The 21,884-nt window shown below is 43.8% G+C and carries 18 protein-coding genes and 3 tRNA genes; 3 read left to right on the forward strand and 18 right to left on the reverse strand.

From position 1 onward, the window contains the following. The first annotated feature begins 29 nt into the window (after positions 1-29). The gene (locus MARME_RS11420) at positions 30-908 is read left to right on the forward strand and encodes a LysR family transcriptional regulator (RefSeq protein WP_013661423.1); all 879 of its coding nucleotides are present in this window, start codon (positions 30-32) and stop codon (positions 906-908) included. Between the two features lie 31 nt (positions 909-939). On the opposite strand, the gene MARME_RS11425 is transcribed toward MARME_RS11420, so the two are convergent. Continuing rightward, positions 940-2,091 (reverse strand): MFS transporter, encoded by a 1,152-nt coding sequence (locus tag MARME_RS11425; RefSeq protein WP_013661424.1) that lies wholly within the window; start codon positions 2,089-2,091, stop codon positions 940-942. 163 nt (positions 2,092-2,254) lie between these two features. On the opposite strand from MARME_RS11425, the gene MARME_RS11430 reads away from it, so the two are divergent. Next, positions 2,255-3,919, forward strand: a complete 1,665-nt coding sequence (locus tag MARME_RS11430) for an alpha-glucosidase family protein (RefSeq protein ID WP_013661425.1) — start codon at positions 2,255-2,257, stop codon at positions 3,917-3,919. Between the two features lie 109 nt (positions 3,920-4,028). On the opposite strand, the gene MARME_RS11435 is transcribed toward MARME_RS11430, so the two are convergent. The 8 genes from MARME_RS11435 to MARME_RS11470 form a co-directional block, all read right to left on the reverse strand. Then, complete coding sequence (locus MARME_RS11435) at positions 4,029-5,318, reverse strand: NAD(P)/FAD-dependent oxidoreductase (RefSeq protein WP_013661426.1); 1,290 nt, start codon at positions 5,316-5,318, stop codon at positions 4,029-4,031. Between the two features lie 147 nt (positions 5,319-5,465). Further along, positions 5,466-5,918: a YaiI/YqxD family protein gene (locus MARME_RS11440; RefSeq protein ID WP_013661427.1), complete on the reverse strand. Its 453-nt coding sequence runs from the start codon at positions 5,916-5,918 to the stop codon at positions 5,466-5,468. Between the two features lie 159 nt (positions 5,919-6,077). Next, the gene (locus tag MARME_RS11445; RefSeq protein ID WP_013661428.1) at positions 6,078-7,730 is read right to left on the reverse strand and encodes an electron transfer flavoprotein-ubiquinone oxidoreductase; all 1,653 of its coding nucleotides are present in this window, start codon (positions 7,728-7,730) and stop codon (positions 6,078-6,080) included. A gap of 138 nt (positions 7,731-7,868) precedes the next feature. Next, on the reverse strand, positions 7,869-9,617 hold the full coding sequence (locus MARME_RS11450) for an acyl-CoA dehydrogenase (RefSeq protein WP_013661429.1): 1,749 nt from the start codon (positions 9,615-9,617) through the stop codon (positions 7,869-7,871). A gap of 122 nt (positions 9,618-9,739) precedes the next feature. After that, complete coding sequence (locus MARME_RS11455) at positions 9,740-10,819, reverse strand: AraC family transcriptional regulator (protein ID WP_013661430.1); 1,080 nt, start codon at positions 10,817-10,819, stop codon at positions 9,740-9,742. A gap of 89 nt (positions 10,820-10,908) precedes the next feature. Next, positions 10,909-11,295: a hypothetical protein gene (locus MARME_RS11460; protein WP_223294970.1), complete on the reverse strand. Its 387-nt coding sequence runs from the start codon at positions 11,293-11,295 to the stop codon at positions 10,909-10,911. 94 nt (positions 11,296-11,389) lie between these two features. Next, on the reverse strand, positions 11,390-11,827 hold the full coding sequence (locus MARME_RS11465) for a cytochrome b562 (RefSeq protein WP_013661432.1): 438 nt from the start codon (positions 11,825-11,827) through the stop codon (positions 11,390-11,392). Between the two features lie 89 nt (positions 11,828-11,916). Further along, complete coding sequence (locus MARME_RS11470; RefSeq protein WP_013661433.1) at positions 11,917-13,782, reverse strand: methyl-accepting chemotaxis protein; 1,866 nt, start codon at positions 13,780-13,782, stop codon at positions 11,917-11,919. 311 nt (positions 13,783-14,093) lie between these two features. Here MARME_RS11470 and MARME_RS11475 point away from each other — a divergent pair, with 311 nt between their 5' ends. Further along, the gene (locus MARME_RS11475; RefSeq protein ID WP_041647894.1) at positions 14,094-14,390 is read left to right on the forward strand and encodes a hypothetical protein; all 297 of its coding nucleotides are present in this window, start codon (positions 14,094-14,096) and stop codon (positions 14,388-14,390) included. A gap of 83 nt (positions 14,391-14,473) precedes the next feature. On the opposite strand, the gene MARME_RS11480 is transcribed toward MARME_RS11475, so the two are convergent. From MARME_RS11480 to MARME_RS11520, 9 genes are all read right to left on the reverse strand, one after another. Beyond that, entirely contained in the window at positions 14,474-16,933 is a 2,460-nt protein-coding gene (locus tag MARME_RS11480) for a Lon protease family protein (RefSeq protein WP_013661435.1), read from the reverse strand. A 220-nt stretch (positions 16,934-17,153) separates the two neighbouring features. Then, positions 17,154-17,960, reverse strand: coding sequence for a TatD family hydrolase (locus tag MARME_RS11485; protein ID WP_013661436.1), 807 nt, complete (start codon positions 17,958-17,960; stop codon positions 17,154-17,156). 7 nt (positions 17,961-17,967) lie between these two features. Continuing rightward, positions 17,968-18,879: a DNA polymerase III subunit delta' gene (holB, locus tag MARME_RS11490; RefSeq protein WP_013661437.1), complete on the reverse strand. Its 912-nt coding sequence runs from the start codon at positions 18,877-18,879 to the stop codon at positions 17,968-17,970. Positions 18,880-18,909: 30 nt separating this feature from the next. Continuing rightward, positions 18,910-19,536 carry a dTMP kinase gene (tmk, locus tag MARME_RS11495; protein WP_013661438.1) on the reverse strand — a complete coding sequence of 209 codons (627 nt, stop codon included), beginning with the start codon at positions 19,534-19,536 and terminating at the stop codon, positions 18,910-18,912. 32 nt (positions 19,537-19,568) lie between these two features. Beyond that, complete coding sequence (gene mltG, locus MARME_RS11500) at positions 19,569-20,597, reverse strand: endolytic transglycosylase MltG (protein ID WP_013661439.1); 1,029 nt, start codon at positions 20,595-20,597, stop codon at positions 19,569-19,571. Continuing rightward, a complete protein-coding gene (gene pabC / locus MARME_RS11505; protein WP_013661440.1) occupies positions 20,584-21,459 on the reverse strand; it encodes an aminodeoxychorismate lyase in 876 nt (291 codons plus the stop codon). The genes mltG and pabC overlap by 14 nt, the downstream gene beginning before the upstream one ends. Before the next feature lie 48 nt (positions 21,460-21,507). After that, positions 21,508-21,583, reverse strand: a tRNA-Glu gene (locus tag MARME_RS11510). Between the two features lie 55 nt (positions 21,584-21,638). Then, a tRNA-Gly gene (locus tag MARME_RS11515) sits at positions 21,639-21,713 on the reverse strand. A gap of 84 nt (positions 21,714-21,797) precedes the next feature. Then, positions 21,798-21,873 (reverse strand) — tRNA-Glu (locus MARME_RS11520). Positions 21,874-21,884 lie beyond the last annotated feature (11 nt).

The following is a 21,884-nucleotide window of genomic DNA, read 5'->3' on the forward strand; positions in this document are numbered from 1 at the left end:
TTTCATATTTTGGATTACTGGCAGGAATCATGGAAATCGGCGAATTAATCACTTTCATACAAGTTGCGGAATTAGAATCATTCTCGGACGCAGCCGACAAATTATTCCTCACACAACCGGCAATCAGCAAAAGAATTGCGTCGCTAGAAGCGAACTTAGGCGTGAAGCTATTTGACCGTATTGGACGAAAAGTCCAGTTAACAGAAGCGGGCGAAAGGTTGCTGCCCAAAGCCAGAAAAATATCAAACGATCTGGACGATATAAAGCGCAGTATGACATTGCAAATGGACGAAATAAGCGGACTGTTACGCATATCAACCAGTCATCATATCGGATTGCATCGACTGCCAAAGTCTTTAAAACAATTCCAAAATAGATACCCCAATGCGCAAATAGACATTGAGTTTACTCAGTCGGAAGACGCCTATCGAAAAGTTATTCAGGGAGATGTCGAAATAGGAATCATCACACTTAACAGCTCACCAGATCAATACGTCACTTCAATACCAATCTGGTCAGATCCATTAAAGTGCGTTGTTAGTAACGATCATCCATTAGCAGACGAAGAGCAAGTTGATGTACTGGCACTGTCTAAATACCAATGCGTCCTTCCTAACGAAAATACCTTCACCCGCCAAATTGCCGAAACGGTGTTCGCTTCCCATCAAGTCAAACCGAACGTGCGGATGAACACAAATAACTTGGAAACCCTTGCCATGTTAGTCACCATCGGTTGGGGTTGGTCGGTTCTGCCATCTACCTTAGTGGATACACAACTTAAAGTATTGGACTTACCTGCCTTTAATGTCGAACGAAAGCTAGGCGTAATACACCACAACCAAAGAACGCTAAGTCGAGCAGCACGCGCTTTTATCGACATGCTTCAAAATGAACCCAACCCTCGCTAGAATCATTCCAAGCAAGGTCTCTATTATTCTTTTATTCTTTTTGACTTCTAATCAGAAGCACTATGGCAGCAACGGACATAAAAGAAGAGACGGTAAACGTCCAGTTTCCACCTATAAGGTCCCAGCTGTATCCAGCAAATATCATTCCGACGCCACTGCCAAGCCCAACGGCAAAAGCACTGTACGTAGACTGCCCTTGGCTTCCGAATCTGTCTGGGAAAAGTCGTCGCACTTGATCTATTGATACCATATGAAAGAGCGCAAATGTAATGCAGTGCATAAGCTGAGTAAATAAGACGACCCATACAGAAGAAGCAAACCAAGCCAGTAACGCCCATCGAATAACACCACACACAAAACACAGTAACAATAGATGAATTGCGTAGTAACGCTGAACAAAATGACCACAATACAAGAACAGAAGCACCTCAATGGCGACACCGAAACCTAACAACAAGCCTATTTTTGCGCCTGAGTAGCCGACATCAGAAAGATGAACGGCAAAAAATATATTGAAAGGCGCGTGTGCCATATACGACAAGAAAGCCAAGCCAAAAAACAAAGCAACTTCTTTTCTAAACAATAATTCTTTGAAATTTCCTTCTGTATGAGCGGATGAGACTTTATAAGGCTTTTCTTTGATAAATAAGCTCGTAATGAACGCCAAAACCAAGCAAACACATATTGAAGGTACGACAACACCCACGCCAAACGCTTTTATCGCAAAACCAATGAGTGAAACAGAGACAATATAGCCAATCGAGCCCCCTACTCGAATGCGTGTATAAGGTATCCGAGTATTTTGAATGCTCATGACGGCAAGCCCATCCGCTAGGGGCATCAGCGCTGAATAAAACATTGCCATGACGCAGGTAAGAATAAATAGAGTGTCAAATTGATCGGTAAAATTAAACGGAAAAAATGACAGAATAGTACCCAGCATGCATATCTGCATCACCTTCTTCGGCAAACCAAATTTTGTTGTTAGCCAGCCCCAGAAATGCGGCACCATGATCGAGGCCAACGTAAAGGTAGACATTAATCGACCAATTTGAGAGCCGTTCAAACCGATTGAGCTGTAGTAAATAGACATGTAAGGCATCAAAATACCGATAGCAGCACAATAGAAAAAGAAGTATGAAAACAAAGGAACAGCAATCGGAAGCGACCTTTTATCGAACATAATAGTAACTCCCTAATAAATTAACACTTGTAATTAACCCTATCGGATATTAGTAATACATATAGCAAGCGCGAAGTGGCCGAATTTAAAGGACGTATCCGCTACTTACAACGTAAATCAAAGAATCAATGCAACAAACAAACCAGATTTCAAGGAAACGCCCATGTCCGACGTTAAAAATACAGAATGGTGGCGAGGTTGCGTCATTTATCAAGTATATCCTCGCAGCTTTTTTGACTCTAATGGCGATGGTATCGGCGACCTACCAGGGTTAGTTGAGAAAATCCCTTACATTGCGTCACTCGGAGTTGATGCCATATGGGTATCCCCATTCTTCACGTCACCGATGAAAGATTTCGGCTATGACGTTTCAGACTATTGCGATGTCGATCCCATTTTTGGAACGCTTTCAGACTTCGATGATGTGATAGAAACCGCACATAAGTTTGGTTTAAAAGTGTTGATCGACCAAGTCTTAAATCACACGTCGGACCAACACGCGTGGTTCAAAGAGTCCTCTAGCAGTTTAGACAATCCAAAATCTGATTGGTATGTTTGGGTAGATCCAAACCCTGATGGAACCATTCCCAATAACTGGCTTTCCGTGTTCGGTGGTCCAGCTTGGCAGTGGCACAGCCGACGCAGACAATACTATCTCCATAACTTTCTATCCAGCCAGCCAGATTTAAACTTTCATAACCCTGACGTGATCGACGCAGTATTGGATACCGTTAGGTTCTGGCTAGACCGTGGCGTTGATGGTTTCCGCTTTGATACCGCCAACTATTTCTTCCATGATGTTGAACTTAGAAATAACTCAGCAAAAGAAGAAGTTGAAGAAGGCAGTATTGGGGTACGTGCTGATAACCCTTACGCCTATCAATTCCATGAGTACGACAAGTCTCGTCCAGAAAACATTGCTTTCCTCAAGCGCCTTCGTGCACTTATGGATGAGTACCCAGAAACCACTACCGTTGGTGAAGTGGGTTGTGACTTTGCGCTCGAAACAATGGCGAAGTACACACAGGGGGGCGACAAATTGCATATGTGCTACTCGTTTGACCTTCTTACCCATGATTCAAGCATGACGCACATTCGAAAAACAATGGAAGAGATCGAAGGCGGTCTTGGGGATGGCTGGCCGTGTTGGTCGATCGGAAACCACGATGTTGAGCGAGTGGCATCACGTTGGGCTGAAAAAGACGAACAGATTAATCATGAACGCAGTAAAATCCATATGGCCATGCTTTTGTCCATGCGTGGTAGCGTTTGCCTATACCAAGGGGAAGAGCTTGGCCTTCCTGAAGGCCAACTAACCTATGACCAGCTTGTTGATCCATTTGGAATCGAATTTTGGCCAGATTTCAAAGGAAGGGACGGCTGTCGAACGCCTATGCCGTGGACCAGTAAGCAAAACGGAGGGTTTTCAGACGGTACGCCATGGCTTCCAGTGGTTGATGCACACCTGCCCTATGCCGCCGAACAACAGGAAGCAGAGTCGGAGTCCATCTTACAGACTTACAAAACCTTTCTGGCGTTTAGGAAGCAGCACCCTGCACTCGTTTCAGGAGACATAGAGTTTCTTCATGATGATAAAGAAACGCTCATGTTTACGCGTACCTCCCCCACCGAAACGCTATTAATTGCACTCAACACTGGCGCTGAAAAAGCGGCACTTTCACTGTCTGAAGCAAAGTTTGCGTTTCCAGATAGTAGTGAGAGCACAGCACTTAGACAGATCGAAATACCGATAGGATTAACGTCAGGCACAAGAGTCGACACAGACATCCACCTTGCGCCGTATTCCATCTATATTGCTAGCTTATAAGGGTGAACGCGACATAGGTGTTCATTTTCACCTATGTCGCTACTTACTTATGTTTCTCTGCTAAGTAAACGCTGCAACTAGCAGACAAACATCTCTTAAGCACGTCGCTTTAATGAAGTTTTAACTTTGGTTTCACCACTTTACCGATTCGTTGTGCGGACATGATAATGGTCGCCTTCAACCAACCGTGAATCGCAATCAAGTGTAAGCGATAGAGTGAAATATAAACAAATCTAGCAATTCGTCCCTCGACAAACATCGAGCCGCCACCTAGGTTCCCCATTAAACTACCGACTGTACTGTAGCGGCTTAGATTCACGAGTGAGCCATGGTCTTTATAGGTGTATTCCTTTAGTGGTTCAGAGCGGAACATCGCTTTAATGTTTTCATGTACTAACGATGCCATTTGATGCGCAGACTGCGCACGTGGTGGCACTAACTTTCCACCATCTTGCTCACAGGCACAGCAGTCTCCGATAACAAAGATATTTTCAAAGTTTGGTACCTGTAATGTACGCTGCACTTTGATTTGATTACTTCGTGTGGTTTCGAATCCCTCAATCCCTTTCACGAACTCCGGCGCTTTGACGCCTGCTGCCCAAATCATAAGATCCGCTTCAACATCATCGCCTTCAAAGGTTTTCATTCCACTATCGAACGCTTCGGTTACTCGAGTGTTTTCTTTAATGGAAACGCCTAAGCGCTTAAGCTCTTTAGACGCCAAGGCCGCTATTCTTTCAGGCAATGCGGGTAAAATACGAGGTCCAGCTTCAATAAGTTCAACACGAACACGTTTACCAGACATTTCAGGCATTCCATAAGCTTTAAGCAAATCGGCGACATGAAATAGCTCCGCGGACAGCTCAACGCCCGTCGCACCACCACCGACGATGGCGATTTTTAAGTTTGTATCATCACCCGCTTGATGAATACGAAGAAACTGATTTAACAGCGCTTGTTGGAAACGATCCGCCTGACGGTGGGAATCAAGAAAATAGCAATGATCCGCCACACCCGGTGTACCAAAATCATTACTTACACTGCCAACAGCCATAACCAATATGTCGAAGCTAACCTCGCGCTCAGGCAAGACCACGTGGCCTTTATCATCTTGAATAGGTTCTAGCGTCAAGGTTTTTGCATTAGGGTCGACTGCGGTGACATTACCAAGTTGAAAAGTATAGTTGTGCTTGGCTGCGTGAGCACGATAATTCACACCATCCGTATTGATATCAAGAGAACCCGTCGCAACTTCGTGCAAAAGTGGTTTCCAGATATGAGTTTGGCTTCGATCGACAAGCGTGATCTCAGCTTGACGCTTTTTACCGAAAGTATGTCCTAGTTTGGTAACCAGCTCTAAGCCGCCCGCACCGCCACCTACAACAACAATTTTTTTCATATTTATAGCCCCGAAAGTATTAAATCATTTGCTAAACCTTGGCTTTCAAACGTATTGAGTATCGCAATACAAATTTCAAAGCTTAGCAAATGACTCAATGGCATCCTCTTGAAGATGCCACCAGGTAGTAGATCGGTGACTTACGTATTATTGACCTAACTTACGCGCAAGGATTCTATCTAAAGAGTTTGCAAATGCCATACGATCTTGTTGATTAAACGCCTGAGGTCCGCCTGTTTGAATGCCACTAGAGCGCATTTGCTCCATAAAGTCTCGCATATTCAATCTCTGACGAATGTTTTCTCTAGTGTATTCTTCCCCCCTCGGATTAATCGCCACTGCACCTTTTTCAACACAATCCGACGCTAACGGTATATCCGCGGTAATGACTAGATCTTCAGGAACGAGGTTATCAACGATATAGTTATCCGCTTCATCAAAGCCGGACTGCACGACTTGTCGCTCAATCCATTTAGACGGCGGAATGCTAATTGCTTGATTTGCCACTAGGATACACTTTTGCTGAACACGCTCTGCGGCTCTAAACAATATTTGTTTAATGACGTTTGGACAGGCATCGGCGTCAACCCATATGCGCATAGAAATACCCCTTATTTAACAGGGCTATTATTAAACAGCGATAGTGGCAGTAGCTGCAAGCATAAGTTTATAAAAATCAATTATCTTTCAAAAGAAAACCAATTATACGATGAAGATACAATTGGTTTTTAACTTTGATGAAATTAGGTAATAGCGTAGTTACATATTAGGATAATTTGGGCCGCCAGCCCCTTCTGGTGTTACCCACCTAATATTTTGTGACGGATCCTTTATATCGCACGTTTTACAATGGATACAATTTTGTGCATTGATCTGAAGTGAAGGCCCTGTCTCTTGTTCTACAATCTCATAAACACCCGCAGGACAGTATCGCTGAGCTGGTTCATCATATTGAGCCAAATTGTAGTTAACAGGTACCGTTTCATCAATTAAACGTAGATGGCAAGGCTGATCTTCTTCATGATTTGTATTGGACAAAAAGACAGAAGAGAGGCGATCAAAGCTCAGCACACCATCGGGCTTATCGTAGTCTATTTTCTTATGCTGTGAAGCAAGTTCTAATGCAGCATAATCTGGCACATTGTCTTTGAAAGACAGCGGTAATTTACCGTTAAACACATTTTGATCCATCCAATTATACGCACCACCCCAAAATGTTCCCAAAGAATGCATGACTGGCACAAAATTCCTAGACTGTTTAAGCTCCTCTCCAAGCCAAGATTGGTTGATAGAAGACTCAAAGTCAGAAAGTTTGTGGCCATAGGAATCGCTCTTAGACAAGAAATCTACAATGCATTCCGCTGCAATCATGCCACTTTTCATCGCAGTGTGAGTGCCTTTAATCTTCGCTGGATTTAGTGTTCCTGCATCACACCCTATTAACAGCCCACCATCAAATGCCATTTGCGGTAAGGAATTCAACCCGCCTTTTGCAATTGCTCTCGCCCCATAGGAGACTCTTTTACCTTCTTTTAAAATATTCGAGATCAATGGATGGTGTTTATAACGCTGAAATTCTTCATATGGACTTAAGTGAGGGTTTTTATAATTCAGATCAACAATTAAACCAACAACGACTTGGTTATTTTCCAGATGATATAAAAAACCGCCCCCTCCAGAGTTGGAACCTAGAGGCCAGCCAGCAGTATGAATAACAGCACCTGGCTCACTGATCGATTCAGGCACATCCCAAAGTTCCTTAATTCCGATGCCATAGTGCTGAGGAGAACGGCCTTCATCTAAGTTAAAGTGTTCAATAAGGGACTTACCTAAATGACCTCGACAGCCTTCGGCAAAAACCGTCTGCTTAGCCTTAAGAAGCATACCGGGCATGTATCCGTCTTTTTCGGAGCCATCGGATGCGACTCCCATATCACCCGTTATTACCCCTTGCACGTGACCAGCGTCGTCGTAGGATATCTCCTGAGCTGAAAATCCAGGGAAAATCTCGACGCCTAGCGCCTCGGCCCGTTCAGCCAACCAACGACATAAATTCCCTAAACTGATCACGTAATTACCATCGTTATGCAGCGATTTAGGGACCATCCAATGTGCTAGTTTCCTTGAATTGGCTTCATCGCCAAGCCAATATACTTCGTCGCGTCCAACATTAGAAATCAACGGCGCGCCATCTTCTTCCCATTGTGGAAAAAGCTCCGTTAGCGCTTTGGGGTCAACAACGGCACCAGAAACAATGTGCGCCCCTATTTCCGACCCCTTTTCGACTAAGCAGACGGTAAGCTCAAGCTCTAACTCCTTCGCTTTTTGCATTAACCTACATGCCGCCGCAAGTCCTGACGGTCCGCCTCCGACAATAACGACGTCAAATTCCATTACTTCTCTTTCGATCATACTCAGTACCCCTTAGAAGCGGGTTAAACCTTATGTGTATATTATTATTTTTCGAGACCTGTGCACTTCCACGAAGTAGCAAGGGAAGACAAAAGCACAGTAGCCGCACAAGGATCTCATTTAATGATTACGTTTTATTTATTGCTTAAAGATAGAGACATCTACGTCCTCAGTACCGTTCTCTATCATACTTCCAAATAATCGCGCTCTTGGAAGGATTTGCTGACAATAGAAATCAATTGAGGCACAACGCAAACGCTCTTCATTCGAAGCAGATTCGCCCTCTAAAGCTGTTTCAGCTTGAGCCTTGAGCATCAGCCAAGCACCTAGGACATACCCAAATTGCATCATATATGGGTAAGCATTATAGGTTCCAAGTGTGGAATTTTCCTTCATGGACTCCAAACAAACCGTCGTTGTCTGCTTAAAAAGCGCCACTTCCGATAATACCGCTTCGGAGTATTTCGATTGAGAAGCGTGAACATCAGCCACAATTTGATTGATCAAGGTCGCCATCGCAGACGCATTATCACCTAATAGCTTTCTGCCAATTAAGTCGATTGCCTGAATACCATTTGTGCCTTCATATATTGGAAGAATCCTGGCATCTCGAGCATGCTGAGCAACCCCAGTCTCTTCAATGAACCCCATGCCACCATGAACTTGTACAGCAAGCGATGTGACTTCTTGTGCGATCTCTGTGATCCAACCTTTTACAACAGGTGTGTACAGTGCAGTAAGCTCAGCAGCAGTCTTAGCTTGATCCCCAACGGCTAATTTAGACACGTCATTCTCAACCGCTGCCACGTATATTAATAACCTAGAAGCATCGATCAATGACTTCATTGTCATTAACATTCGTTTAACGTCAGGGTGAGCAACAATAGCCACACGATTTTTTCTCGAACTATCGTATCCTTGCACGCGCTCTTGAGCATATTCTAACGCTTGCTGATAGGCTCGTTCAGCGATAGCAAGACCTTGTAAACCAACACCCTGACGGGCGTTATTCATCATTGCAAACATCGCCTTTAAGCCTTGATTAGGCTCTCCGACTAGGTAGCCAACAGCACCGCTGGTTTCACCAAAAGCCATAACGCATGTCGGTGACGCATGTATGCCCATTTTATGTTCCAATGAGGCCACACTGACATCATTCCTTCTTCCTAATGCGCCATTCTCGTCAACCAAAAACTTAGGCACAACAAATAGAGAAATGCCTTTAACACCTTCTGGTGCATCCGGTAAACGAGCCAATACAAGGTGAACGATATTCTCGCTCATTTGATGATCGCCCCAGGTAATGAATATTTTTTGCCCTTGAATCAGGAAATGGTCTTCATGAGGAGTGGCTTTGGTTCGTATGGCGGCAAGATCAGAGCCTGCATTTGGCTCCGTTAGGTTCATTGTCCCAGTCCATTCACCACTAACGAGCTTTTCTAGGTAAGTATCTTTTAATAATTGGCTGCCATATTTCTCCAGTGCCTCAATGGCACCATTTGAGAGTAACGGACACAAAGAAAACGCTAAGTTAGCAGATTGAATCCCTTCATTTACAGCCGTTGCCAGTGTCGAAGGAAGACCTTGTCCACCATACACCTCATCGCCAGAAAGAGACGCCCAGCCGCCTTCTACATAGGAGCGAAAAGCCTCTTTAAATCCTTCGGCCTCATATACTTCGCCTTCTCTAAGTTCAGCACCTTGCTGATCGCCACTCCAATTGAGAGGTGCAATGATTTGCTCACTGAGCTTTGCGGACTCGGTCAATATGGCTTCAAGTAAATCTTGGGAAAGCGGCTCATCAACAAGGTCGTTTAACCGACCGATGTTAGCCACGTGATTGAGTGCAAACAATACATCTTTATAAGGGTAACGATAGTCGCTCATATTCTTATTCTCCGACTTATTTTCGAGCGTTATTCTATCGTTATAGGATGGTAAACAGATTGAATTTCAGCAATAACATTAGAATGCTATATTGATAACAAAACCAATCACGACTGTTCTAGTTACCTAGTCTTTCTGTCTTTGAGAGATTTCTCAAAACGGACATATTGCTCACTTTTTCGATATTCGCCAGGGGTCATCCCGGTCCATTTCTTAAATGAGCGGAAAAATGCACTGGGTTCATCAAACCCCATCAACGAGGCAATATCATTTATCGATAATCTCGGTGCATTCATATAGGTGATTGCAGCCTCTTTACGGCATTCGTCCTTAATCTGTTGATAAGAGGTACTCTCGTCACTTAAGCGACGACGCAGAGTTGAGACGCTCATATTGAGGGTCGACGATACTTCATCCGCGCTTGGCAATTCTCTCGAAAAATCTTTTCCGATCAAAGCCATTACTTGGGATTTCAAGCTATTGTCGTTTTCGACCATCACTAACAGTTGATAGGGGGCAGTTTTTAAGAAACCTCTTAGTGTATCTTCTGTTTGAACAATCGGCATATCAAGATAGCTGGCGGGAAATACGAGCGCATTCGCATGTTGGGAAAACCGTACTTCTGACTGGAAAAGCGTTTTATAATAATCAACATCCGTTGGGCGATTTGCCGTAAAATACGCGGCCTTGAGTGCAAGTCGTCGACCAATTAACCAACTTATAAAGTGATGCCATATTGACATACTGGTGCGGATCTTTTCGATTGGCTCATTTGCCATAATGTCAGCAGCAACGTCTTCATCAACCAAATCGACAGGCGCAAATGTTACCAACGCATAACGCCCTTTTTTTATTAGCACGGGCTTGATCGTTGAGCTTCGACACACATCGAAAAAGTCGCTACATCGATATAACGCTTTAGCAAGGCTCTGAGCATGAATAATACAAAGACACATCATGCGAAACGTGCCATTCGGCATCTTTCCGCCACTTAGCATCGCGAACGATTCATCTTGCTCTAACCACATGATCTTTTGATAGAGCATGCCGTACTCATAAGCGGGAAAAGTGTCATTTTTATCGATATAACTAGGGTCTATCTCTAAACTTTCCAATAAAGTAGGAATACAGTGACCCTTCGCTTCTACTGCTTTAAGTAAAAACTTCACACTAGACATCGGCACAGATGCTTTAGAATTCATAGCCCAGTCCCTTATAAACGTTGATTTTATTATTTTTTTCCGTCAAAAAAGGCTGCATACGCAGCCTTTTTACACTATCACATCAAGCATTATTGGTCTGTTTCGGTAAGCGCGTCAAGTAGATCGTTTGTTGTTAACTCTTCAGAGTCTACCTGAGCTTCGACCTCAACATCGGGCACACTTTGCTCGCGTACGGGCATAGTGAACCTTCTAGGGCGAGGTGCCTGTACCGTTGACTCGGCCTCAGGAGCAATTCCTAAACGCTCTAGTTTTTTACGTGCCTGATCTTTACGTTCTTTTGCTTTTTTAGACTGAAACTTACTGTGCTTGGAAGCTTTACGCGCTTTATTTTGCTCTTTGAGCATTTCCTTTGTGCCAGTCTTGCCAGAACGCCCTAATCGGCTTTTAATACTTTTGGATTTCTTAACTCGTGCCATATTTACCTCTAATCGATCCCTCATTGTATCAATCTTCATACAAGAGTTCACCAAGTAGAATAGTAAGACAATGCACGTTCAGCAATTAATATACTGCTAAGCGCTAAATAACCGCAATAGGGTTACCTAACCACTAGCAGTCCGCTTTAAATTTGCTGTGGCCTATCTTACGATATTTACCCAGTTCTCGAACCGCAGATCCGATTTTACCAGAATCACCCATCGCGATTTTTGAGTCGATGTCCTTCAACTTAACAATAGCATCGTCTAATACGGCTACATAATCAGCTTGCTTAGACTCTAACGCAGAGCCTGTGAGCTTTTGCTCTTTGAAAAGGTATGGCGTTTCAGCCTTAGAATCTTCGAATAAGCCTATGAGCGCTTTAACATGCCCGCTCGCACCGTCAAGATCGTCTGACTTGACGTCTTGTGCAAGTGACCTCAGTTCAGTTTTAATGGACATCATGTGTTCATGCAATTCAGTCTCTGAACAAGACCCATGACCATGAGCAAAACCTACTGACGAAGCTACAACCATACCCATTGCCGCAAACATATTCGTTAATTTCATAGAGCCCACCTTGCTTTGGTTAGTTACCGAGCTTTACCACAAAGCTCGATTTTACTAATAGTATCCTAGATCAAAAACGAGTTTAACACCTAAACTGTAAAGCGCCCGACTTGCTGCTCCAATCTAGCAGCCACCTCAGACAAAGACTTCGCACCCTCTAAGCTTTCTTGCGATTCGTTTGCTAACTTGTTCGCAATACCTTTGATTGACTCACTGTTTTTAGAAATGTCGCCTGTCACGATATTTTGTTCTTCAGCGGCACTTGCGATCTGAATCGACATATCTGTAATCACTTGAACAGATTCTTGAATGGATTCAAGGGTTCTTGCTGCTTCTTCTGCGTCTTGAACCGTGCTTTCAGCAAGTGTTCGACCCTCAGACATCAACCCAACAGCGCTGACGGTGGCTTTATTAAGGCCGTCGATCTTATCTTTAATTTCTTCAGTGGATGATTGAGTTCTCTGAGACAGAACGCGCACTTCATCGGCAACCACCGCAAAACCGCGCCCTTGCTCACCTGCCCTAGCCGCTTCAATCGCCGCATTTAGTGCAAGCAAGTTAGTTTTTTCAGCGATATCTTGGATAGTAAGAAGGATAGAACTAATACCCTGCACTTGCTCATCAAGATCCCCCATCACCGTTGCAGCACTCTGAACTTGGCCGGCTAGGTTATTAATAGAGTCACTACTCTTAAGCACCACCTTATTCCCTTCAAGGCTTTGGTCATGAGCCGCCTTTGCTGAGGTAGCTGTATTGTCCGCATTACTAGCTATCTCGTGAGTCGCGGCAGACATTTGACCGACCGCGGTTGCTACCATTGTGACTTCATCCAGCTGAACTTGGAGATCTTGAGTAGATTGAGTGGTTAAGCGCGTCGTATTTTGCGCCAAGTCATTCAGATTCGACGACATCCCTTTAATGTCTTGAACCATTGCTGACAACGTTTCTAGGAAATCATTAAAGTACTTCGCCAACATACCAACTTCATCATTGCTGGTTTGTGGAATACGGATCGTTAGATCGCCTTGACCTTGACTGATTTGTTTTAGAACGGCATTAACTTGCGTAATTCCAGACAATAATTTGGCACTTACAACCCCCATCACACCACTGACAATTAGGGCTGTTGTCACGGCAGCAACGATCAACAAGATGATAAGGCTGTTTAGTGGAGCAAGTACCTTGCTTTCATTCAACTCATAGACAACGAGCCAGTCCGTGTTAGGAATGCTTATTTTGCTCGCTAGCAATGCCATACCTTTAGAAGAAACTTCTACAAGCGATTTGGTAGACAATGAATCAAAGGAGTAACCCAACTCAGTGCTAAAGTCTTTTTGTATCAGATCACTATTCTTGTGCGCGAGAATCTCACCGTTCTTATGAACAAGAATCGCATCCCCTTTCCCTTCAAGGTTGACGTTCAAGACCGCTGATGTCACCGCATTAATGTATAGATCGGCACCAACTACGCCTTCGACTGCGCCACCTTTATTAACCACTTTCGCTGCGCTAATAATCAGTTTACCTGTTGTAGCATCGATATAAGGCTTGGTAAACTCAACGTTACCAGACACTACCGCAGATTTATACCAAGGTCGAATTCTTGGGTCATAACCCTCTGGCAACGAATCCATCAAATCATTCATTAGCATTTTACCATCGCTACTTCCAAAGTAGGCTAGGCTAAAATCACCGGCATCTGACGCCAACTGAAGCGACTCTTGGGAAACGTCTTCTTTCCCTAAATAAGTCGCCAACGCTTCAATCGCATTTGCCTTACTGATACTCCACTCCTGAATGGTATTCGAATGTCCTTTTGCTATCGCCTCGATTTTTTGGTTAATCCCTTCAAGAAGTGTGTTTTTTAGCTGGTAATAGCTAAAAAGACCGATGATAACCGCCACGGAAACCGCGCTTAGAAACACAACTAAAGAGAACTTTCTTTTCAACGTCATTAATTTGGACCTTTTTAAAAAAAACAGGAAGTATTAATCTTCCACTATCACTTACTATCACAATACCGCCACAAAAGATGGGTAAACAAATAGATAACTTATTTTTATGAGAAACAATAAAACACAATTCAGCACACAATGACAACCTTTGATTTTTAGGTCAGAATTAGGCTTAATTACAATCGTTTCTATTGATCGTAGAGACTTATATCAACCGTGGCCAACATCTAAGATTAACACCCTCCCCTGAGTAAGCACGGATCTTAATTATAGCCAAGGCAATAATGTGCCACAAAAACTAATAGCTAAATATGAACTTAATAAAACACAGAAAAACCGCAATATTCTTATCAATTTTGATGGGCAGTACCGCCTATGGTGCGGAATGTTCAGACAAAAAATCAATGGAAGTGGCTGATGAATACAGCCAAGCGCTAATGAATGGAGAGGTGTTCAAACGAGCTAAGGTATTAAAACGTCATCACCCTAGCAAAAGAAAAGAAGTCGCCAGCTATATAAAAGCCGGCGACTTGTATTACACGATATACACTCTGGTGAGCAACGATTGCGTTGCACACATGATCAAACGGACGAAAGGACGTTACTAGGCTGCTCACTAGTACGACATTGAGAGAGCAACACCACTTCTAAAGATAAAGGGACGACGTGCCGCTTACTTTAAAAAAAACCATTAAGCATCGCTTTTTTCAGTCTGAGCTTGTCCTTTTTGCTCGTCTTGTTTTGTCTCTTCGCCTTTTTCGTCTTCACTCTCTTCGTCTCCGAGCTTTGAAATTTCTTCCAAACGCTTTATGACCATTGCAGACAAAGACCCTTCTGGGTAATTTCCATCTTTATCTGCTTGACCTGCTACTTTACCGGTTAATAATTCAAGCGCTTGGTCTGCCGTCTCAATCGCGTAAATATAAAACTGCCCTTTCTCGACTGCCTCTAGCACATCGTCGTTTAACATCAGATTATTGGCATTGGATTTAGGGACTAAAACACCCTGAGTTCCGGTCAAACCGCGAGCCTTACAAACACTGAAGAAGCCTTCAATTTTTTCATTTACGCCACCAATGGCTTGCACTTCGCCGTATTGATTTAAAGACCCTGTGATGGCTAAGTCTTGACGCAATGGCACTTGGATCAGTGCTGAAAGAAGACAACACAACTCAGCGGTAGACGCACTATCACCGTCGACGTATCCATAACTTTGCTCCATTGCGATCGACGCTGAAATATCCAGAGGGTATTTTTGAGCATACTTGTTACCTAAGTAACCTGACAGTATGAGCACCCCTTTAGAGTGAATATTTTGACCTAAGTTCGATTCGCGCTCGATATCGATGATGCCTTTACCTCCAGGGTAAACCGTAGTCGAAATCCGAGCTGGTGCGCCGAAACTGCTGTCCCCAATCTGCATCACCGTTAAACCGTTAATTTTACCGATGGCTTCGCCATCACTATCAAGCAAAACCGTTCCCTCAAGAATCTCTTCAATGATCTTCTCACTTACGCGGCCGGTACGGTGCTTCTTCGCTAACAGCGCTCGCTTTACATGCTCATCTGAAATAACGTCGTCTTTTGCCATATCTCGGACAAAATCAGCCTCACTTAATAACTCAAAGACATCTCCAATACGAGCGACCATTTCTTTCTGATGCTCAGCTAAGCGACTACTGTATTCTATAAGCCTTGCGACGCCTTCTCGTGTTACGTCCGCATACCCTTCCTGATCAACACGATCCTTTAATAGACGTGCGAATGCATGTTCAGAGCCTTGCCCACGTTTTAGCGTGTCATCAAAATCGACTAGCACACGGAACATTTCTTGAAAATCGGGATCAGCATCCTGCAATAGGTAGTATATTTCACGAGACCCGATCAAGATCACTTTAACTTGCAAAGGCAGATCTTCAGGAGACAGTGTGGTGGTATTCATCAACCCCATGTCTGCGTAAGGGTGCTCAATCCGAAGAGTCTTACTTTTTAAAGCGCGCTTTAATGCTTCCCACAGGTAGTGGTCTGTCAGTAATTTTTCCGCGTCGAGTATGAGGTAACCGCCATTTGCGGCATGTAAACTTCCCGCACGAATTAACCGATAGCTGGTGATAAGCATCCCTTGATCACTGCTGTATTCGACCTGCCCAAACAAATTTCGATACGTCGGGTGAGGCTCATAGACAACCGGCATCCCTCCGTCAGGTTCGTGAGTAACCGCGATATTTGGTAGGTAGAACTCTTCGTACATAGTGCGACGGCTAACTTCGTCTCGACTCTCTGCGGCGCGCTCATCCGTAATTTGATCGATAAGCACTTTATCCAGATCATCACGCATGTCTTTCAAATGAGCCGTGATGGTGGTGTTTTCAGAGTACTTCTCAAACAGCGGCGCCATTAAAGGGTCAAGCGCTTCTTTAATAGTTTCTAGATTCAGTTCACGCAATTCTTCGTAAGATGCTCGTTTCCATTGAGGCAATCCAAGCAATTCGTCATTAAGCTGTGTTTCTAGCTCAGATACCGCAGCCTGAAAAGCGTCTCGCTCATCATCCGAAAGGCCAGCAAAGTCGGCTTCTTCTAATGCTTTTCCATCCCTCATGGGCGCAAAACTGACCGAAGACGCATCACGGAACATGGCAACGCCAATACGCAACGCCATACGTTCAACTAAGTTAATCGCACCTTCGTATTTTTCATTAAATGCACGATCAATGGCACTTTTGTACTGCTGATAAGTTGGATTTTCAAACGCGGCTGGAAAAGTCGCCATCACTGCATCGATAAGTGAACGGATTTCCTTCTCAAATACTGACGACTTACCTGGCATAAACTCGATCGTTTTTGGCGCACGCGTATCGGTAAAATTATTAACATACGCCCATTCATTGGGTGCGGCTTTTCGTTTCGCCTCACTCTTTAAATAATTGGTAACGTAGGAAGAGCGTCCTGTACCAGAGTCTCCCATTACATAAATATTGTAACCTGGGCGCTGCATAGCAACACCAAACTGAATAGCCTCAACAGCCCTTTCCTGACCGAGTATTCCACTCAAAGGTTCTATATCACTAAGCTTTTCAAAAGGAAGGTTTTCTGGTGGGACGCTAGCGTACAACGCGCTCTTATTAAGAGGCTGAACCGTATTTGACATCATGAAGGTCCTTATTATATGAGCCAATCACAGACATCAAACTGCAATTGGCAACTCCTAATATCAGTGCGAAACTCTTTCAAAACACGCTTTATCTTTTAGGTGGATTTACTCGCTCTAAAAATTAGGAGGGGTAATTTGTTTAAGTTATATTAAGAAGCGTAATGCATGACCATACAAAATCCTATCAAAATCACTTCTTTTTTCGTTTTATTCTTGTAAATCAACAAGATTCAATGAGCACCTCATCACGAATGACCTTTCGAAATTTCTCGTGGAAGTTTCTTGCTGTAATCTCTAGCAACTCTTCATAACGAACACCTTTTACATCGGCAACAAATTGCGCAACGTCTTTCACATATTTAGGTTCATTCTTTTGCCCACGGTGAGGGATCGGAGCCAAATATGGGGAATCTGTTTCAACGAGCAAGCGATCAAGCGGTAATTTTTTAACCGTTTCACGTAGCTCCGCAGCATTCTTAAACGTCACGATGCCCGAAATAGAGATGAGATAATTTTCGTCTAGCGCTTTCGCTGCCATCTCATAGCTTTCGGTGAAACAATGCAAAACACCACCAACGTCTGCGTCTCCATGCTCTCGTATAAGAGCCAAGGTATCTTCTCTCGCTTCACGAGTATGGACAATAACAGGCAATTTCAGTTTGGCGGCGCTTTCAAGGTGAAGCGCAAAACTCTTCTGCTGTGCCGCGTGAACCGCTAAATCTTTTTCATAGAAATAGTCCAAACCCGTTTCACCAATCGCGACGACTTTTTCTAACGATGCTAATTGAATCAGCCTCTCAGCATCGTCGAGCAACCCCTCGGTATGTAAGGGATGCACACCACAACTAGAAAAAACCCCACTTTGTCGCGTAAATTCATGCACGTTACTGAACGACGCCAAGTCGACAGAAATCGTCAAAATTTGTTTTACGCCATTATTTGCCGCTGCATCTAATGCTCCTTTGACGTTTTCGTTATAAGGAGTGAGGTCTAACTTATCTAAATGACAATGAGTGTCGATCAACATGTAACAGTTACCACTGATTTAATTCGTGCGTTAATTGCATAACGGGGTTTAAGTTTGAGCGCTTAAGGCGCTGTTTAAGATCAATCATTCCTTTGTATCGATCCATTAAATGATAAATACTTCGCTTGGTAAGCATCAAGTTAGAAACATTGGTAAGCTCTTCAGGCAGGTGGCCGGTAGCAGAATACTGAATCACTTGATGAATAAGCGCAGCATAGCCATCACACAGAGCGTGTATGTTAGATTGATCTACGCCCTTTACGATATTGGTAACGCTGTCTTCCCCTAGAAGTAACGAACACACTTTCTCTGGCAAAGCGCGGTATAACTTGTCATATCCACTCTCTTTTAGAGCCAATAAGTGAAACGGCTGTTGTGCAAGCCAAAAGAGATCGCTTACCTCCGTATGTCCTTCCCGCTCTAACCAAGCAATCACTTCTTCTTTTGTAGGGCTGTCCAATACCATTTTTTGACAGCGACTCTGTATTGTCGGCAACATCCCAAATGAGTTAGAGGTCGTCAAAATAAAGAACGTATTTTCAGGCGGTTCCTCTAAGGCCTTCAGCACCGCGTTTGCGGCATTGATATTCATGGCATGTGCGTCTTTAAATAAAAGAACCTTCGTTTTTCCAACTTGTGCTTTTTTAGACACTCTTTGAATAAGTTGGCGAATAACATCAACTTTGATCGTCCCTTCCGATCCGTCAACAAAGAGGTAATCGGGGTGTGAACCCGCTGCCATCAACTGACAGGAATGGCATTGCCCACATGGTGCAGCTTTCACTTCGCACATGAGCAGGTCCGCTAGTGCCCTAGCCAACACATCTTGACCGACACCCTCTTCTCCAGTGAGCATCAATGCATGGTGAAATGTACCGTTTTTACGCCACTCACACGCCTTTTTGTGTAATGATTCCAACCAAGGGGAGATACTAATAGAACACCTCTATTACTTTGCTTGTTTTACTTGTTCAAGTATCGTCACAATCTGCTCAAAAACATTTTCTTGAGGGACGCTCGCATCCACAATAGAAATGCGATGACTGTCTCTTTTCGCCAGATCTAAGAAGCCTGCACGCACCATTTCATGAAATTGCGTGCTTTCACCATCCAACCTGTCATTACCAGTCCGCGCTGAGACACGCGCCATGCCAACTGAAACGGGTACATCTAGTAAAATCGTTTTATCCGGAAGACTTGCGCCAACTGCTAAACGAACCAAACTGTCAATATCCTCGATATCCAACCCACGAGCCACACCTTGATAGACATATGAGGAATCAATAAATCGATCACTAATAACCCAAACACCAGATTCAAGTGCAGGCGCAATTTTTTGCGCGACATGCTGCGCCCTTGCAGCAAAGACAAGAAGAAGTTCCGTAATTGAATTAACTGTTTCGTCACGCTTACTTAGTACGACCTGACGTATTTCTTCTGCTAAAGGCGTACCACCGGGTTCACGAGTCAGAAGATAGGGAATGCCTTGGGCCTTCATCCACTGTTCGAGGCAGGCAATGGCGGTACTTTTGCCACTTCCTTCCCCACCTTCAAGCGTAATAAACTTACCTTTCACTAAATACTCTCTCGTTAAACGTACAATCTGTATTATTTTGTTGGCGAAGATTGGTAATCTTTTCTTCGCTGGAACTTTTGATACTTAGCCACCGCATTATTGTGCTCTCTAAGCGTCCGTGAAAATGCATGCGTACCGTCTCCTTTTGCCACGAAATACAAGGCAGCCGTTTCCCCTGGCTGCACCGCTGCCAAGATTGCCTCTTTACCTACATTTGCGATTGGCGTAGGTGGCAACCCTTTAATAACGTAAGTGTTGTAGGGTGTTTTGCTACGAAGGTCTTTTCTCGTAATATTGCCGTTATACTGATCACCTAGACCGTAAATAACCGTAGGATCGGTCTGCAATCGTATTTTACGTTTAAGACGGTTCATAAACACTTTTGATATCAACGGACGCTCATATGGAACACCTGTTTCTTTTTCAATAATAGAGGCTAAAATTAGAGCGTCATAAGACGTTTTTATTGGTATGGGAGTGTGGCGAATGCCCCAGGCTGTCTTTAGCTCTTTTATTAAAAGCGCATTAGCATGACGTAAAATATCAACGTCCGTATCACCATCATGATAACGGTAGGTATTTGCAAAAAATAACCCTTCAGCGGACGGATATCCTAGCTTCATGTGCTCAGCAACACGCTCGGCACTGAACCCTTCCATCGTCATTTCAATATTGCCCTTCGCCGCTAACGTGCTTATGTAGTCTTTAACCGTTTTGCCTTCAAGCAAGGTTACCTCGTGGTATATCGCCTTCCCCGAGTCAAATAACTGAAAAACTTGTATTAAGTTTTGCCCCGGCTCAATCAAATAACGGCCTTTTTTTGGAACTAAAGTTGGATTCAAGCGAGAAACAACCTTGGTAAGCATAGGGTGGTAAATCCAACCTCGTGCAGCAAGTTGCTGACCTATACGCGTAGAGGAACTACCAGACTGGACTTCGTACTCTTGCGCCTCGTCTATCATAAGCGGTTGTGTAACACCGTAGTAGACCCCACCGGCAGCCGCGGCCATTAATGTGAGTAACAAAAAAATTAAAGAGACAAGCCATTTAACTGCAGACATGGTTTTCCTTACTTTCCAAAAGACTTTGTACGTTTTTTATATTTTCGCCAATAGAATAATACCGACAAAAAGCCGATATTTCAGTTTCAATACCAATACAACCCAAGGTTCTCGGGTTTTCAATAGACACAACACCTGATATCCCCATCAGACTGTTGCATACAAAGACTTCATCGGCCCGTAAAAGATCGTCAAGGGTAAAGCGCCCAACGTTTATCACACCGTCAAACTCCTCTAAAATGAAGCTCCGCATTGTTCCTTGCACGCCGGAATCGACAATACTGGGCATATAAAGCAGATTATTTTTAAACCAACCTATATTACTTTGAATACACTCCGCGACATAGCCTTTTGGATCGAGCATCAGCGCATCATAAAAGCCAGAGGCTAATTCACGTTTCGCCATGACATTTTCTAACTTATTTAGGTGTTTTAAACCCGCAACAGAAGGGTTAATACTGGTTGGAATAGATGAGACACCAAGTTTAACGCCATTCACGCGTTCATTCGCATAACAAGGAGGCTTACCAAAATAGATCAGAACATTTAATTGAGGATGCTCAGGGGGGAGGTAACCTCTTCCACCCTCACCGCGAGTAACAATCAACTTAACAAGTACAGATTCGCCAAACGAAGGGGCATTAGCGTGGATAAACGACCAAATTCCATTCAAATCTAGGGACGATTTTGCGTCAAAAAAAAGACGCTGCAAGCTTCTTCGTAAACGGTTTTGATGTAATTGGGAGTGTCGAACCTCTTTATTTTGAAACAACATAGTCTCAAAAACGCCATCACCATAGGAAAAACCTCGGTCATTGACTGAAAGATGCTCTGTTTTTTGAAAGTTTACAAACCAAACCATAATGCGGCTTCCAATAGGAATTGTTTGGTATCATAACGTAAAAGGAAGTGGCGTCCCATAGGGGGTTCGAACCCCTGTTACCGCCGTGAAAGGGCGGTGTCCTAGGCCTCTAGACGAATGGGACACAATTACTTTCCGTAGAAAGATTTCAACTCTATAAATAAACCAACGTTAAACATTGGAGCGGGAAACGAGGCTCGAACTCGCGACCCCAACCTTGGCAAGGTTGTGCTCTACCACTGAGCTATTCCCGCATTGTCGCTGATCTCCCCTATTCGGTTTGATCTAGCTAACTCGTTAATAAGATATAAACCTTACCAACAAATCTTTAAAATTAGTGGCGTCCCATAGGGGGTTCGAACCCCTGTTACCGCCGTGAAAGGGCGGTGTCCTAGGCCTCTAGACGAATGGGACACAATTACTTT

This window comes from Marinomonas mediterranea MMB-1, from assembly GCF_000192865.1.
Lineage (GTDB): Bacteria > Pseudomonadota > Gammaproteobacteria > Pseudomonadales > Marinomonadaceae > Marinomonas > Marinomonas mediterranea.

What these genes read in the sequence shown, in the direction of transcription:
- MARME_RS11420 (WP_013661423.1), top strand. Translation starts at nt 30, where the DNA reads ATGGAAATCGGCGAATTAATCACTTTCATACAAGTTGCGGAATTAGAA.
- MARME_RS11425 (WP_013661424.1), bottom strand. Translation starts at nt 2,091, where the DNA reads ATGTTCGATAAAAGGTCGCTTCCGATTGCTGTTCCTTTGTTTTCATAC.
- MARME_RS11430 (WP_013661425.1), top strand. Translation starts at nt 2,255, where the DNA reads ATGTCCGACGTTAAAAATACAGAATGGTGGCGAGGTTGCGTCATTTAT.
- MARME_RS11435 (WP_013661426.1), bottom strand. Translation starts at nt 5,318, where the DNA reads ATGAAAAAAATTGTTGTTGTAGGTGGCGGTGCGGGCGGCTTAGAGCTG.
- MARME_RS11440 (WP_013661427.1), bottom strand. Translation starts at nt 5,918, where the DNA reads ATGCGCATATGGGTTGACGCCGATGCCTGTCCAAACGTCATTAAACAA.
- MARME_RS11445 (WP_013661428.1), bottom strand. Translation starts at nt 7,730, where the DNA reads ATGATCGAAAGAGAAGTAATGGAATTTGACGTCGTTATTGTCGGAGGC.
- MARME_RS11450 (WP_013661429.1), bottom strand. Translation starts at nt 9,617, where the DNA reads ATGAGCGACTATCGTTACCCTTATAAAGATGTATTGTTTGCACTCAAT.
- MARME_RS11455 (WP_013661430.1), bottom strand. Translation starts at nt 10,819, where the DNA reads ATGAATTCTAAAGCATCTGTGCCGATGTCTAGTGTGAAGTTTTTACTT.
- MARME_RS11460 (WP_223294970.1), bottom strand. Translation starts at nt 11,295, where the DNA reads ATGAAGATTGATACAATGAGGGATCGATTAGAGGTAAATATGGCACGA.
- MARME_RS11465 (WP_013661432.1), bottom strand. Translation starts at nt 11,827, where the DNA reads ATGAAATTAACGAATATGTTTGCGGCAATGGGTATGGTTGTAGCTTCG.
- MARME_RS11470 (WP_013661433.1), bottom strand. Translation starts at nt 13,782, where the DNA reads ATGACGTTGAAAAGAAAGTTCTCTTTAGTTGTGTTTCTAAGCGCGGTT.
- MARME_RS11475 (WP_041647894.1), top strand. Translation starts at nt 14,094, where the DNA reads ATGAACTTAATAAAACACAGAAAAACCGCAATATTCTTATCAATTTTG.
- MARME_RS11480 (WP_013661435.1), bottom strand. Translation starts at nt 16,933, where the DNA reads ATGATGTCAAATACGGTTCAGCCTCTTAATAAGAGCGCGTTGTACGCT.
- MARME_RS11485 (WP_013661436.1), bottom strand. Translation starts at nt 17,960, where the DNA reads ATGTTGATCGACACTCATTGTCATTTAGATAAGTTAGACCTCACTCCT.
- mltG (WP_013661439.1), bottom strand. Translation starts at nt 20,597, where the DNA reads ATGTCTGCAGTTAAATGGCTTGTCTCTTTAATTTTTTTGTTACTCACA.
- pabC (WP_013661440.1), bottom strand. Translation starts at nt 21,459, where the DNA reads ATGGTTTGGTTTGTAAACTTTCAAAAAACAGAGCATCTTTCAGTCAAT.